We start from the raw sequence: 14,790 nt of genomic DNA, 5'->3' as shown, positions 1-14,790 counted from the left end.
GGCCCCCGGTTCCGCAGAACCGGGGGCCCGCACGACCTGGCGACATCGCCGGCCGGTCAGGTCAGTCGCGGGCCTCGGCCAGCAGCTTCTGGAGCCGGGACACGCCCTCCACCAGGTCCTCGTCGCCGAGCGCGTACGACAGGCGCAGGTAGCCCGGGGTGCCGAAGGCCTCGCCCGGGACGACCGCGACCTCGGCCTCGTCCAGGATCAGCGCGGCCAGCTCGACCGAGCTCTGCGGGCGCTTGCCGCGGATCTCCTTGCCGAGCAGCGCCTTCACCGACGGGTACGCGTAGAACGCGCCCTCGGGCGTCGGGCAGTAGACGCCCTCGATCTCGTTGAGCATCCGCACGATGGTCTGGCGGCGCCGGTCGAAGGCGGTGCGCATCTCCGCGACCGCGTCCAGGTTCCCGGAGACGGCGGCCAGCGCGGCGGCCTGGGCCACGTTGCTCACGTTGGAGGTGGCGTGCGACTGCAGGTTGGTCGCGGCCTTCACGACGTCCTTCGGGCCGACGATCCAGCCCACCCGCCAGCCCGTCATCGCGTAGGTCTTGGCGACGCCGTTGACCACGATGCACTTGTCGCGCAGCTCGGGCAGGATCGCCGGCAGCGAGGTGAACTTCGCGTCCCCGTAGACGAGGTGCTCGTAGATCTCGTCGGTCAGGACCCACAGGCCGTGCTCGACGGCCCAGCGGCCGATGGCCTCGGCGTCGGCCTCGCTGTAGACCGCGCCGGTCGGGTTCGAGGGGGAGACGAAGAGGACGACCTTGGTCCGCTCCGTGCGCGCCGCCTCCAGCTGCTCCACCGAGACCCGGTAGCCGGTGGTCTCGTCGGCCACGACCTCCACCGGGACGCCGCCCGCGAGGCGGATCGACTCCGGGTACGTGGTCCAGTACGGGGCCGGGACGATGACCTCGTCGCCCGGGTCGAGGATCGCGGCGAAGGCCTCGTAGATCGCCTGCTTGCCGCCGTTGGTCACCAGGACCTGGGAGGCGTCGACCTCGTAGCCGGAGTCGCGCAGCGTCTTCGCGGCGATGGCGGCCTTCAGCTCGGGCAGCCCGCCGGCCGGCGTGTAGCGGTGGAACTTGGGGTTCTTGCAGGCCTCGACGGCCGCCTCGACGATGTAGTCCGGCGTCGGGAAGTCGGGCTCACCCGCGCCGAAACCGATGACCGGGCGCCCGGCGGCCTTGAGGGCCTTTGCCTTGGCGTCGACGGCGAGGGTCGCGGACTCGGAGATCGCACCGATCCGGGCGGAGACCCGGCGCTCGGTGGGAGGGGTAGCAGCGCTCATGCGGCCCATCGTCCCAGACCCCGAACGGGCCCGGCACACAGGTTTCACGGAGCGGACAGGAACGGTCATTCGTGGTCGTACAGGCCCTCCCGCAGGCCGTTCTGACGGGTCGGACGCAGGTCGGAGCCGTTTCTGTTCGACGTGGGGCCCCATCACCACGTACACTCACTGCTCGTTGGCCCCGCACCGACCACATCTCACGATGCGGTAGGTTGGGGGACACCGCAAAGGGTCGTAGCTCAATTGGTAGAGCACCGGTCTCCAAAACCGGCGGTTGGGGGTTCAAGTCCCTCCGGCCCTGCTACACACACCGCCAGGTGTTGTGCGCATGTTGTACGTACTTCATTGCACCGCCGTGCGGCTTAACCCATCCGGGCGCGGCACGGCCACGACCCGGAATCAGGTGAAACATCGTGACGGACGCCGTAGGCTCCATCGACATGCCTGATGCCGAAGATGCCGCGCCGGAGTCGAAGAAGGCCCGGAAGGGCGGCAAGCGCGGAAAGAAGGGCCCTCTGGGCCGCCTCGCGCTGTTCTACCGCCAGATCGTCGCGGAACTCCGCAAGGTCGTCTGGCCCACCCGAGGCCAGCTGACGACGTACACCACTGTGGTGATTGTCTTCGTTGTCATCATGATCGGCCTCGTGACCGTGATTGACTATGGCTTCCAGGAAGCAGTCAAGTACGTCTTCGGCTGACTTTTTGTTCCACCCCATCTGTATCGCAGGAAGAAGCAGCCACCGTGTCTGACGCGAACCTGAACGACGCCTTCGAGTCCGAGTCCGTCGAGGACGAGCTGGACATCGTCGAGGCGGCCGACGAGGACCAGGCCGACGCTGCTGACGCCGAGGCCGGCGAGGCCGCCGAGGAGGCCGCCCTGCACGCCGAGGCCGACGAGGACGTCGAGTCCGTCGACGCCGAGCTCGAGGCCGAGGAGTCCGACGAGGACGCCGAGGGCGACGAGGAAGCGGTCGAGGACTCCGAGGACGACGCCGAGGCTGACGAGGCCGTCGAGGACGTCGACGCCGAGCCCGCCGCCCCGGTCGACCCCATCGCCGCGCTCCGCGAGGAGCTGCGCACGCTCCCCGGCGAGTGGTACGTGATCCACACCTACGCGGGCTACGAGAAGCGCGTGAAGGCCAACCTCGAGCAGCGTGCCGTCTCGCTGAACGTCGAGGAGTTCATCTACCAGGCCGAGGTGCCCGAGGAAGAGATCGTCCAGATCAAGAACGGCGAGCGCAAGAACGTCCGGCAGAACAAGCTGCCCGGTTACGTTCTCGTCCGCATGGATCTGACGAACGAGTCCTGGGGTGTCGTCCGCAACACGCCGGGCGTCACCGGCTTCGTGGGCAACGCCTACGACCCGTACCCGCTGACCCTGGACGAGATCGTCAAGATGCTCGCCCCGGAGGCCGAGGAGAAGGCCGCCCGCGAGGCCGCCGAGGCCGAGGGCAAGCCGGCGCCGGCCCGCAAGGTCACCGTCGAGGTCCTGGACTTCGAGGTGGGCGACTCGGTCACCGTCACCGACGGCCCCTTCGCCACCCTGCAGGCCACGATCAACGAGATCAACGCCGACTCGAAGAAGGTCAAGGGCCTCGTCGAGATCTTCGGTCGCGAGACCCCGGTCGAGCTCAGCTTCGACCAGATCCAGAAGAACTGATCCACACAGGTTTCCGACCAGGTCAGAGCGGCTCCCAGAGCGGCTCTGACCTGCTCGGTTTTTAGCCGCACGTCTATACCCGTTATCGTTGTGCGGTATGCCTCCGTCCGGACGACCGGATGGATCGGCTGAAAACTCTCACTAGGACCCGGAGAGAGCACATGCCTCCCAAGAAGAAGAAGGTCACGGGGCTTATCAAGCTCCAGATCAACGCCGGTGCGGCGAACCCGGCCCCGCCGGTCGGCCCCGCGCTCGGTCAGCACGGCGTCAACATCATGGAGTTCTGCAAGGCCTACAACGCCGCGACCGAGTCGCAGCGTGGCATGGTCGTGCCGGTGGAGATCACGGTCTACGAGGACCGTTCCTTCACCTTCATCACCAAGACTCCGCCGGCCGCCAAGCTGATCCTCAAGGCCGCGGGTGTGGACAAGGGCTCCGGCGAGCCGCACAAGACCAAGGTCGCGAAGCTCACGGCCGCCCAGGTCCGCGAGATCGCCACGGTCAAGCTGCCCGACCTGAACGCCAACGACCTGGACGCCGCGTCGAAGATCATCGCCGGCACCGCCCGTTCCATGGGCATCACGGTCGAGGGCTGACCAGCCCCCTAAGTCCCCAGTGGTAGGGCCTGCGCCGGCCCGCACCACGACTCCCCCCTGAAACACACAGGAGCAGAAGTGAAGCGCAGCAAGTCTCTCCGCGCTGCGGACAGCAAGATCGACCGGGAGAAGCTCTACGCCCCGCTCGAGGCCGTCCGTCTTGCCAAGGAGACCTCCACCACGAAGTTCGACGCCACCGTCGAGGTCGCCTTCCGCCTGGGTGTCGACCCGCGCAAGGCCGACCAGATGGTCCGTGGCACCGTGAACCTTCCGCACGGCACCGGCAAGACCGCCCGGGTCCTGGTCTTCGCGACCGGTGACCGTGCCGAGGCCGCGATCGCCGCTGGCGCCGACATCGTCGGCTCCGACGAGCTCATCGACGAGATCTCCAAGGGCAACCGCCTGAACGAGTTCGACGCCGTGGTGGCCACCCCGGACCTCATGGGCAAGGTCGGCCGCCTCGGCCGCGTCCTCGGCCCGCGTGGTCTGATGCCGAACCCGAAGACGGGCACCGTCACCCCCGACGTGGCGAAGGCTGTCACCGAGATCAAGGGCGGCAAGATCGAGTTCCGCGTCGACAAGCACTCGAACCTGCACTTCATCATCGGCAAGGTGTCCTTCGACGACACCCAGCTGGTGGAGAACTACGGTGCGGCCCTGGAGGAGATCCTCCGTCTGAAGCCGTCCGCCGCCAAGGGTCGCTACATCAAGAAGGCCGCCATCGCCACCACGATGGGCCCCGGCATTCCGGTCGACTCGAACCGCACCCGCAACCTCCTCGTCGAGGAGGACCCGGCCGCGGTCTGAGTCTCCTGACTCAAGCGTCCTGAAACCGCCCCCCACGGCTCTCCGGAGCCGTGGGGGGCGGTTTTCTCGTGCGGGGGTTGTCGGCACCGTGCGTTACGGTGCTGGGGACCACAAGTTTTGCGAACACATTAACGATCAACGATCAAGGGGTGGGGACGCATGAGCATGTCCGCATGGAAGCGCGCGGGCGTCTCGGTGGCGGCCGTGGCGGTCATCGCCGGTGTGGCCGGCTGTCAGGACGGCGACAAGGGCGACAGCGGCAAGAAGGCGGCCGGAGCGGGCGAGCAGGTCCAGACCCGCGACGAGACGACCAAGGTCATCCAGGCCGCCTACAAGAAGACCTCGGCCGCCAACTCCGCCAAGGTCAAGATGACCATGGACATGAAGATGCCGGCCGCCCCCGGGGAGTCCGGCACCATGGAGATGACGGGCATCCAGTCCTGGAACCCCGCCGCCATGGACATCACCATGACGGGCTCCGCGCTCACCGCCGCCGACCCGGAGGCTCCCAAGGAGTCCCGCATGATCATGCTCGACCAGGTCATGTACGTGGACATGGGCGCCAAGCAGGCCGCCGAGATGGACGGCAAGCGCTGGATGAAGCTGGACCTCAAGGCCGCGGCCGAGGCCTCCGGCGACCCGGCCGCGCAGAAGCAGATGACCGGCGGCCTGGAGAACATGAACCAGGACCCCGCGCAGCAGCTCGCCCTGCTCCTGGAGTCCCCGAACCTGAAGCACGTGGGCTCGGAGAAGGTGAACGGCGGCGACACCGAGCACTACAAGGGCACGCTCACCTTCGAGCAGATGCTGAACGCGAACAAGCAGTCCGAGTTCCTCACGGCCAAGGAGCGCGACCAGCTCGTGGCCAACATGAAGAAGATCGGCATGAAGGGCTACGACACCGAGGTCTGGGTCAACCAGGACGGCTACCCGGCCCGCATGGTCGTCGACATGAAGATGGCCCAGGGCACGATGAAGATGCGCGCCGACTACACCGAGTACGGCGCCAAGGCGACCGTCCAGGCCCCGCCGGCCAAGGACACCTTCGACCTCTTCGAGATGCTGAAGGGCCTCAAGGGCGCCGGCGCTCAGGGCTGATTTGCCCCTTGCCCGTTCCGTCACGTACTCTTCCACAGAAGCCAAAGACCGCTGGTCGTCGCTGCGCCCCTATAGGTGCGGTGGCCGAAGGATTCGCTGAGTGGCGAACGACCCGCGCAGGTGACTGTGGATGAGTTCCCGGATTCCGATCCGGTCGAGCTGAGCCCCGTGCGCCTGCGCCCGGGGCGTTCTGTTTTGTTCAGCCCCTTCCGTGCGGTCACATCACCCGGAAGGAGGCCGACGCTCTATGGCAAGGCCCGACAAGGCTGCCTCGGTGGCCGAGCTCGCGGACCAGTTCCGTGGCTCGAACGCCGCTGTGCTGACCGAGTACCGGGGTCTCACCGTTGCGCAGCTCAAGACGCTGCGTCGTTCGCTCGGTGAGAACGCCCAGTACGCCGTGGTGAAGAACACGCTGACCAAGATTGCGGCCAACGAGGCCGGGATCACCGCACTGGACGAGCACTTCGCTGGTCCGACCGCGGTCGCCTTCGTCACCGGTGACCCGGTGGAGTCGGCGAAGGCTCTGCGTGACTTCGCCAAGGAGAACCCGAACCTCATCATCAAGGCCGGTGTCCTTGACGGTAAGGCTCTCTCCGCCGACGAGATCAAGAAGCTCGCGGACCTCGAGTCCCGCGAGGTTCTGCTCAGCAAGCTGGCCGGCGCCTTCAAGGGCAAGCAGTCCCAGGCTGCTTCGCTCTTCCAGGCTCTGCCGTCGAAGTTCGTCCGCACCGCGGAAGCGCTTCGCGTCAAGCTCGCCGAGCAGGGCGGTGCCGAGTAATTCGGCTCGCGCAATGATCCGTACCGCCGCCTAGGCGGAACGGGTCGCAGCGGGCCGAACGTACGCCCGCCTCACCAGTACATCCGGCACCTGCCGAATTAGTGGAAGGATCGCCCATCATGGCGAAGCTCTCTCAGGACGACCTCCTCGCCCAGTTCGAGGAGATGACCCTCATCGAGCTCTCCGAGTTCGTGAAGGCCTTCGAGGAGAAGTTCGACGTCACCGCCGCCGCGGCCGTCGCCGTTGCCGGCCCCGCCGTGGGTGGTGGCGACGCTGGCGCCCAGGCCGAGGAGCAGGACGAGTTCGACGTCATCCTCGAGGGTGCCGGCGACAAGAAGATCCAGGTCATCAAGGTCGTGCGCGAGCTCACCTCCCTGGGCCTCAAGGAGGCCAAGGACCTCGTCGACGGCACCCCGAAGCCGGTCCTCGAGAAGGTCGCGAAGGAGGCCGCCGAGAAGGCTGCCGAGTCCCTCAAGGCCGCCGGCGCCTCCGTCACGGTCAAGTAAGACCGTTTCGGCTCGCTGAGCTGACTCTCGCCCCCGTGTAACGCGGAGGCACCGAAAGGCGATCATCCATCTGGGTGGTCGCCTTTCGGCGTTCCCTGGGACCGCGTGGCGGCGGTCGTGCGGGCCTCCGGATGCGGAGTATGGTGATCTTCGCCGTGCGCTGCGCAGGGGCGGGGGCCTTGACGAACCGCACGCAGCGCGCAATTCTCAGGACGCGTCGTCACATCGATCCGTTTCCGAGGCATGGATCGGCGACCGAACGGGCAGTATCGAGGTGCGCCGCACGGCGCGAGGTACCGCGGAGTTGAGAACAACGAGGGTTGCGAAGAACTCGCCCTGGACATCAGTGGGCCAACTGGCTACACTGTCCCTTTGCGCTGCCTGTTAACTGCCCCCTGCCCGTCACCAGGGGCATCCCCTCGCAACCGCTTCGCTGGTCGACCCACTCTGACCTGGCCTTTCAGCCACATCGGGAAACGTCTTCCAACAAGCTCCGCTAGGGACCGGTACGCGCGTAGTGAGTCCGAGCCCTCGGAAGGACCCCCTCTTGGCCGCCTCGCGCAACGCCTCGACCAATACGAACAACGGCGCCAGCACCGCCCCGCTGCGCATCTCCTTTGCAAAGATCAAGGAGCCTCTCGAGGTTCCGAACCTCCTCGCGCTCCAGACCGAGAGCTTCGACTGGCTGCTCGGCAACGCTGCCTGGAAGGCTCGCGTCGAGGCCGCCCTTGAGTCGGGACAGGACGTCCCCACGAAGTCCGGTCTGGAGGAGATCTTCGAGGAGATCTCCCCGATCGAGGACTTCTCCGGGTCGATGTCGCTGACCTTCCGCGACCACCGCTTCGAGCCGCCGAAGAACTCGATCGACGAGTGCAAGGACCGTGACTTCACCTACGGTGCCCCGCTCTTCGTGACCGCCGAGTTCACGAACAACGAGACCGGCGAGATCAAGTCCCAGACGGTCTTCATGGGCGACTTCCCGCTCATGACCAGCAAGGGCACCTTCGTCATCAACGGCACCGAGCGCGTCGTCGTGTCGCAGCTCGTCCGTTCCCCCGGTGTCTACTTCGACTCCTCCATCGACAAGACGTCCGACAAGGACATCTTCTCCGCCAAGATCATCCCGTCCCGGGGTGCCTGGCTGGAGATGGAGATCGACAAGCGCGACATGGTCGGCGTCCGCATCGACCGCAAGCGCAAGCAGTCCGTCACCGTCCTCCTCAAGGCTCTCGGCTGGACCACCGAGCAGATCCTGCAGGAGTTCGGCGAGTACGAGTCCATGCGCGCCACCCTGGAGAAGGACCACACCCAGGGGCAGGACGACGCGCTGCTCGACATCTACCGCAAGCTGCGTCCGGGCGAGCCGCCGACCCGTGAGGCCGCGCAGACGCTGCTCGAGAACCTGTACTTCAACCCGAAGCGCTACGACCTCGCGAAGGTCGGCCGCTACAAGGTCAACAAGAAGCTGGGTGCGGACGAGCCGCTGGACGCGGGCGTCCTCACCACCGACGACGTCATCGCCACGATCAAGTACCTGGTCAAGCTCCACGCGGGCGAGACCGAGACGATCGGCGCCAGCGGCACGGAGATCGTCGTCGAGCCCGACGACATCGACCACTTCGGCAACCGTCGTCTGCGCAACGTCGGCGAGCTCATCCAGAACCAGGTCCGCACGGGTCTGGCTCGTATGGAGCGCGTCGTGCGCGAGCGCATGACCACCCAGGACGTCGAGGCGATCACGCCGCAGACCCTGATCAACATCCGGCCGGTCGTCGCCTCCATCAAGGAGTTCTTCGGCACCAGCCAGCTGTCGCAGTTCATGGACCAGAACAACCCGCTGTCGGGTCTGACGCACAAGCGTCGTCTCTCGGCGCTGGGTCCCGGTGGTCTGTCCCGTGAGCGGGCCGGCTTCGAGGTCCGAGACGTGCACCCGTCCCACTACGGACGCATGTGCCCGATCGAGACCCCCGAAGGCCCGAACATCGGTCTGATCGGTTCGCTCGCCTCGTACGGCCGGATCAACCCCTTCGGCTTCATCGAGACGCCGTACCGCAAGGTCGTCGACGGCCAGGTCACCGACGAGGTCGACTACGTCACCGCCGACGAGGAGGACCGCTTCGTCATCGCCCAGGCGAACGCGACCCTGAACGACGAGCTCCAGTTCACCGAGCCTCGCGTCCTGGTCCGTAAGCGTGGCGGCGAGGTCGACTACGTCGAGCCCTCGGACGTGGACTACATGGACGTCTCGCCGCGCCAGATGGTGTCGGTCGCGACCGCCATGATCCCCTTCCTCGAGCACGACGACGCCAACCGTGCCCTCATGGGCGCGAACATGATGCGTCAGGCCGTTCCGCTGATTAAGTCGGAGGCCCCGCTCGTCGGCACCGGCATGGAGTACCGCTGCGCCACCGACGCCGGCGACGTGCTCAAGGCCGAGAAGGACGGTGTCGTCCAGGAGCTGTCGGCCGACTACATCACGGTCGCCAACGACGACGGCACGTACATCACGTACCGCCTGCACAAGTTCTCCCGCTCGAACCAGGGCACCTCGGTCAACCAGAAGGTCGTCGTCGACGAGGGCGACCGGGTCATCGAGGGCCAGGTGCTGGCCGACGGTCCCGCCACCGAAGACGGCGAGATGGCGCTCGGCAAGAACCTGCTCGTGGCGTTCATGCCGTGGGAGGGCCACAACTACGAGGACGCGATCATCCTGTCGCAGCGCCTCGTGCAGGACGACGTCCTCTCCTCGATCCACATCGAGGAGCACGAGGTCGACGCCCGTGACACCAAGCTGGGCCCCGAGGAGATCACCCGGGACATCCCGAACGTCTCCGAGGAGGTCCTCGCCGACCTCGACGAGCGCGGCATCATCCGCATCGGTGCGGACGTCGTCGCCGGCGACATCCTCGTCGGCAAGGTCACGCCCAAGGGTGAGACCGAGCTGACGCCGGAGGAGCGCCTGCTCCGTGCGATCTTCGGTGAGAAGGCCCGTGAGGTCCGTGACACCTCGCTGAAGGTCCCGCACGGCGAGATCGGCAAGGTCATCGGCGTCCGCGTCTTCGACCGCGAGGAGGGCGACGAGCTTCCCCCGGGCGTGAACCAGCTGGTCCGCGTCTACGTCGCCCAGAAGCGCAAGATCACCGACGGTGACAAGCTCGCCGGCCGTCACGGCAACAAGGGTGTCATCTCCAAGATCCTTCCGATCGAGGACATGCCGTTCCTCGAGGACGGAACCCCGGTCGACATCATCCTCAACCCGCTCGGTGTGCCGTCCCGAATGAACCCGGGACAGGTCCTGGAGATCCACCTCGGCTGGCTCGCCAGCCGCGGCTGGGACGTCTCCGGTCTCGCCGACGAGTGGGCGCAGCGCCTCCAGGCCATCGGTGCCGACCAGGTCGCCCCGGGCACCAACGTCGCCACCCCGGTCTTCGACGGTGCGCGTGAGGACGAGCTCGCGGGTCTGCTCCAGCACACCATCCCGAACCGCGACGGCGAGCGCATGGTGCTCCCGACCGGTAAGGCGCGCCTGTTCGACGGCCGCTCCGGCGAGCCGTTCCCGGACCCGATCTCGGTCGGGTACATGTACATCCTCAAGCTCCACCACCTGGTCGACGACAAGCTGCACGCCCGGTCGACCGGCCCGTACTCGATGATCACCCAGCAGCCGCTGGGTGGTAAGGCCCAGTTCGGTGGCCAGCGCTTCGGTGAGATGGAGGTGTGGGCGCTGGAGGCTTACGGCGCCGCGTACGCCCTCCAGGAGCTGCTGACGATCAAGTCCGACGACGTGACCGGCCGCGTGAAGGTCTACGAGGCCATCGTCAAGGGCGAGAACATCCCTGAGCCCGGCATCCCCGAGTCCTTCAAGGTGCTCATCAAGGAGATGCAGTCCCTGTGCCTCAACGTGGAGGTGCTGTCCTCGGACGGCATGTCCATCGAGATGCGCGACACCGACGAGGACGTCTTCCGCGCAGCGGAGGAGCTCGGCATCGACCTGTCCCGGCGCGAGCCGAGCAGCGTCGAAGAGGTCTGACGGGAGTCCGGCAGGGGGACCAGTGAAGGTCCCCCCGCCGGCCCCAGGACCCCCGTATCAGACCCACAGCCTTACAACCCTGAGAGGGATTGACGCATAGTGCTCGACGTCAACTTCTTCGACGAGCTCCGGATCGGTCTGGCCACCGCTGACGACATCCGTCAGTGGAGCCACGGCGAGGTCAAGAAGCCGGAGACCATCAACTACCGCACCCTGAAGCCCGAGAAGGACGGACTCTTCTGCGAGAAGATCTTCGGTCCGACCCGGGACTGGGAGTGCTACTGCGGCAAGTACAAGCGTGTCCGCTTCAAGGGCATCATCTGTGAGCGGTGTGGCGTCGAGGTCACCCGCGCCAAGGTGCGCCGTGAGCGGATGGGCCACATCGAGCTCGCCGCTCCCGTCACCCACATCTGGTACTTCAAGGGCGTTCCGTCGCGTCTTGGCTACCTGCTCGACCTCGCCCCGAAGGACCTCGAGAAGGTCATCTACTTCGCGGCGTACATGATCACGTTCGTCGATGACGAGCGTCGTACGCGTGACCTGCCCTCGCTGGAGGCGCACGTCTCCGTCGAGCGTCAGCAGATCGAGAACCGTCGCGACTCCGACCTGGAGAACCGCGCGAAGAAGCTCGAGAACGACCTCGCCGAGCTCGAGGCCGAGGGCGCCAAGGCCGACGTGCGCCGCAAGGTGCGCGAGGGTGCCGAGCGCGAGATGAAGCAGCTCCGCGACCGCGCCCAGCGCGAGATCGACCGCCTCGACGAGGTGTGGACCCGCTTCAAGAACCTCAAGGTCCAGGACCTCGAGGGCGACGAGCTCCTCTACCGCGAGCTGCGTGACCGCTTCGGCACGTACTTCGACGGCTCGATGGGTGCCGCGGCGCTGCAGAAGCGCCTGGAGTCCTTCGACCTCGAGGAAGAGGCCGAGAAGCTCCGCGAGATCATCCGGACCGGCAAGGGCCAGAAGAAGACCCGTGCGCTCAAGCGCCTCAAGGTCGTCTCCGCGTTCCTGCAGACCGCGAACAGCCCCAAGGGCATGGTTCTCGACTGCGTGCCGGTCATCCCGCCGGACCTGCGTCCGATGGTGCAGCTGGACGGTGGCCGCTTCGCGACCTCCGACCTGAACGACCTGTACCGCCGTGTGATCAACCGCAACAACCGTCTGAAGCGTCTGCTCGACCTCGGCGCCCCCGAGATCATCGTGAACAACGAGAAGCGGATGCTCCAGGAGGCGGTCGACGCCCTCTTCGACAACGGCCGTCGTGGTCGCCCGGTGACGGGCCCCGGCAACCGTCCGCTGAAGTCCCTCAGCGACATGCTGAAGGGTAAGCAGGGTCGATTCCGTCAGAACCTGCTCGGCAAGCGTGTGGACTACTCCGCGCGTTCCGTCATCGTCGTCGGCCCGCAGCTCAAGCTGCACCAGTGCGGTCTTCCGAAGGCCATGGCGCTGGAGCTCTTCAAGCCGTTCGTGATGAAGCGCCTGGTCGACCTGAACCACGCGCAGAACATCAAGTCGGCGAAGCGGATGGTCGAGCGCGGCCGCACGGTCGTGTACGACGTCCTCGAAGAGGTCATCGCCGAGCACCCGGTTCTGCTGAACCGTGCGCCCACGCTGCACCGCCTCGGCATCCAGGCCTTCGAGCCCCAGCTGGTCGAGGGCAAGGCCATCCAGATCCACCCGCTCGTCTGCACCGCGTTCAACGCGGACTTCGACGGTGACCAGATGGCCGTCCACCTGCCGCTCTCCGCGGAGGCGCAGGCCGAGGCCCGCATCCTGATGCTGTCCTCGAACAACATCCTCAAGCCCGCCGACGGCCGTCCGGTGACGATGCCGACCCAGGACATGGTCCTCGGTCTGTTCTTCCTCACCACCGACGGTGAGCTCCGTGACACCAAGGGCGAGGGCCGCGCGTTCGGCTCCACGGCCGAGGCGATCATGGCCTTCGACGCCGGCGAGCTGGCGCTGCAGTCCCCGATCGACATCCGCTTCCCGATCGGCACCGTCCCGCCGCGCGGCTGGGTTCCCCCGGTCGCCGAGGAGGGCGAGCCGGAGTGGCAGCAGGGTGACTCGTTCCGCATCCGGACGACCCTGGGCCGCGCGCTCTTCAACGAGCTGCTGCCCGAGGACTACCCGTTCGTCGACTACTCGGTGGGCAAGAAGCAGCTCTCCGAGATCGTCAACGACCTGGCCGAGCGCTACCCCAAGGTCATCGTGGCGGCGACGCTCGACAACCTGAAGGCGGCGGGCTTCTTCTGGGCGACCCGTTCCGGTGTCACCGTGGCCATCTCCGACGTCGTCGTTCCCGAGGCGAAGAAGGAGATCGTCAAGGGCTACGAGGCGCAGGACGAGAAGGTCCAGAAGCAGTACGAGCGCGGTCTGATCACCAAGGAAGAGCGCACGCAGGAGCTCATCGCGATCTGGACCAAGGCGACCAACGAGGTCGCCGAGGCGATGAACGCGAACTTCCCCAAGACGAACCCCATCTTCATGATGGTTGACTCGGGTGCCCGAGGAAACATGATGCAGATGCGGCAGATCGCCGGTATGCGTGGTCTGGTGTCGAACGCCAAGAACGAGACGATCCCGCGTCCCATCAAGGCGTCCTTCCGCGAGGGTCTCTCCGTCCTCGAGTACTTCATCTCGACGCACGGTGCCCGTAAGGGTCTCGCCGACACCGCCCTGCGTACCGCCGACTCGGGTTACCTGACCCGTCGTCTGGTGGACGTCTCGCAGGACGTGATCATCCGCGAGGAGGACTGTGGCACCGAGCGCGGTCTGAAGCTGAAGATCGCCGAGCGCGGTGCGGACGGCTCCCTGCGCAAGACGGACGACGTCGAGACCTCCGTGTACGCGCGGATGCTCGCCGAGGACGTCGTCGTGGACGGCAAGGTCATCGCGCCGGCCAACGTCGACCTGGGCGACGTGCTCATCGACGCGCTGGTCAACGCGGGCGTCGAGGAGGTCAAGACCCGTTCGGTCCTGACCTGTGAGTCGGCCGTCGGCACCTGTGCCTTCTGCTACGGCCGCTCGCTGGCCACCGGCAAGCTGGTCGACATCGGTGAGGCGGTCGGCATCATCGCCGCCCAGTCCATCGGTGAGCCCGGTACCCAGCTGACGATGCGTACCTTCCACACCGGTGGTGTGGCCGGTGACGACATCACCCAGGGTCTGCCCCGTGTCGTCGAGCTCTTCGAGGCCCGGCAGCCGAAGGGTGTCGCCCCGATCTCCGAGGCGGCCGGTCGCGTCCGCATCGAGGAGACCGAGAAGACCAAGAAGATCGTCATCACCCCGGACGACGGCACCGACGAGACGGCGTTCCCGATCTCGAAGCGCGCCCGTCTGCTCGTGGGCGAGGGCGACCACGTCGAGGTGGGCCAGAAGCTCACCGTGGGTGCCACCAACCCGCACGACGTGCTGCGCATTCTGGGCCAGCGTGCCGTCCAGGTCCACCTGGTCGGCGAGGTCCAGAAGGTCTACAACTCGCAGGGTGTGTCGATCCACGACAAGCACATCGAGATCATCATCCGGCAGATGCTGCGCCGCGTGACGATCATCGAGTCGGGCGACGCGGAGCTGCTGCCCGGGGAGCTGGTCGAGCGTTCGAAGTTCGAGACCGAGAACCGTCGTGTGGTCCAGGAAGGCGGCCACCCGGCCTCCGGCCGTCCGCAGCTGATGGGTATCACCAAGGCCTCGCTGGCGACGGAGTCCTGGCTGTCGGCCGCCTCCTTCCAGGAGACGACCCGAGTCCTGACGGATGCGGCGATCAACGCCAAGTCCGACAGCCTCATCGGCCTCAAGGAGAACGTCATCATCGGTAAGCTCATCCCGGCCGGTACGGGTCTGTCCCGCTACCGCAACATCCGGGTGGAGCCGACCGAGGAGGCCAAGGCCGCGATGTACTCGGCCGTCGGCTACGACGACATCGACTACTCGCCGTTCGGCACCGGCTCCGGCCAGGCCGTTCCGCTGGAGGACTACGACTACGGTCCGTACAACCAGTAAGCGAGTCGCTTGACCGAAGGGCGGTCAC

At 66.6% G+C, this 14,790-nt stretch carries 10 protein-coding genes and 1 tRNA gene; 10 read left to right on the top strand and 1 reads right to left on the bottom strand.

From position 1 onward, the window contains the following. Nucleotides 1-61 precede the first annotated feature (61 nt). Nucleotides 62-1,288, bottom strand: coding sequence for a pyridoxal phosphate-dependent aminotransferase (locus ABD981_RS16780; protein ID WP_046908210.1), 1,227 nt, complete (start codon nt 1,286-1,288; stop codon nt 62-64). A gap of 228 nt (nt 1,289-1,516) precedes the next feature. On the opposite strand from ABD981_RS16780, the gene ABD981_RS16775 reads away from it, so the two are divergent. From ABD981_RS16775 to ABD981_RS16730, 10 genes are all read left to right on the top strand, one after another. Then, a tRNA-Trp gene (locus ABD981_RS16775) sits at nt 1,517-1,589 on the top strand. A 112-nt stretch (nt 1,590-1,701) separates the two neighbouring features. Then, complete coding sequence (secE, locus tag ABD981_RS16770; protein WP_046908211.1) at nt 1,702-1,986, top strand: preprotein translocase subunit SecE; 285 nt, start codon at nt 1,702-1,704, stop codon at nt 1,984-1,986. Between the two features lie 44 nt (nt 1,987-2,030). Next, nucleotides 2,031-2,948, top strand: a complete 918-nt coding sequence (gene nusG / locus ABD981_RS16765; protein WP_046908212.1) for a transcription termination/antitermination protein NusG — start codon at nt 2,031-2,033, stop codon at nt 2,946-2,948. Between the two features lie 161 nt (nt 2,949-3,109). Further along, nucleotides 3,110-3,544 carry a 50S ribosomal protein L11 gene (rplK, locus tag ABD981_RS16760; RefSeq protein ID WP_030318720.1) on the top strand — a complete coding sequence of 145 codons (435 nt, stop codon included), beginning with the start codon at nt 3,110-3,112 and terminating at the stop codon, nt 3,542-3,544. A 78-nt stretch (nt 3,545-3,622) separates the two neighbouring features. After that, a complete protein-coding gene (rplA, locus tag ABD981_RS16755; protein WP_046908213.1) occupies nt 3,623-4,351 on the top strand; it encodes a 50S ribosomal protein L1 in 729 nt (242 codons plus the stop codon). Between the two features lie 159 nt (nt 4,352-4,510). After that, nucleotides 4,511-5,449, top strand: coding sequence for an SCO4651 family lipoprotein (locus ABD981_RS16750; protein WP_046908214.1), 939 nt, complete (start codon nt 4,511-4,513; stop codon nt 5,447-5,449). Nucleotides 5,450-5,696: 247 nt separating this feature from the next. Beyond that, nucleotides 5,697-6,227: a 50S ribosomal protein L10 gene (gene rplJ / locus ABD981_RS16745; RefSeq protein WP_046908215.1), complete on the top strand. Its 531-nt coding sequence runs from the start codon at nt 5,697-5,699 to the stop codon at nt 6,225-6,227. Nucleotides 6,228-6,346: 119 nt separating this feature from the next. Then, a complete protein-coding gene (rplL, locus tag ABD981_RS16740) occupies nt 6,347-6,733 on the top strand; it encodes a 50S ribosomal protein L7/L12 (RefSeq protein WP_015035540.1) in 387 nt (128 codons plus the stop codon). A 547-nt stretch (nt 6,734-7,280) separates the two neighbouring features. Beyond that, nucleotides 7,281-10,763, top strand: a complete 3,483-nt coding sequence (gene rpoB / locus ABD981_RS16735) for a DNA-directed RNA polymerase subunit beta (RefSeq protein WP_046908216.1) — start codon at nt 7,281-7,283, stop codon at nt 10,761-10,763. A 99-nt stretch (nt 10,764-10,862) separates the two neighbouring features. After that, nucleotides 10,863-14,762, top strand: a complete 3,900-nt coding sequence (locus ABD981_RS16730) for a DNA-directed RNA polymerase subunit beta' (RefSeq protein ID WP_046908217.1) — start codon at nt 10,863-10,865, stop codon at nt 14,760-14,762. Nucleotides 14,763-14,790 lie beyond the last annotated feature (28 nt).

The organism is Streptomyces showdoensis (assembly GCF_039535475.1).
GTDB classification, from domain to species: domain Bacteria; phylum Actinomycetota; class Actinomycetes; order Streptomycetales; family Streptomycetaceae; genus Streptomyces; species Streptomyces showdoensis.
This window is presented reverse-complemented; position numbering and strand designations above follow the sequence as displayed.

Excerpts from the sequence above, each read along its gene's own strand:
- rplK (WP_030318720.1), top strand. The coding sequence starts at position 3,110 with ATGCCTCCCAAGAAGAAGAAGGTCACGGGGCTTATCAAGCTCCAGATC.
- ABD981_RS16750 (WP_046908214.1), top strand. The coding sequence starts at position 4,511 with ATGAGCATGTCCGCATGGAAGCGCGCGGGCGTCTCGGTGGCGGCCGTG.
- rplJ (WP_046908215.1), top strand. The coding sequence starts at position 5,697 with ATGGCAAGGCCCGACAAGGCTGCCTCGGTGGCCGAGCTCGCGGACCAG.
- ABD981_RS16780 (WP_046908210.1), bottom strand. The coding sequence starts at position 1,288 with ATGAGCGCTGCTACCCCTCCCACCGAGCGCCGGGTCTCCGCCCGGATC.
- rplL (WP_015035540.1), top strand. The coding sequence starts at position 6,347 with ATGGCGAAGCTCTCTCAGGACGACCTCCTCGCCCAGTTCGAGGAGATG.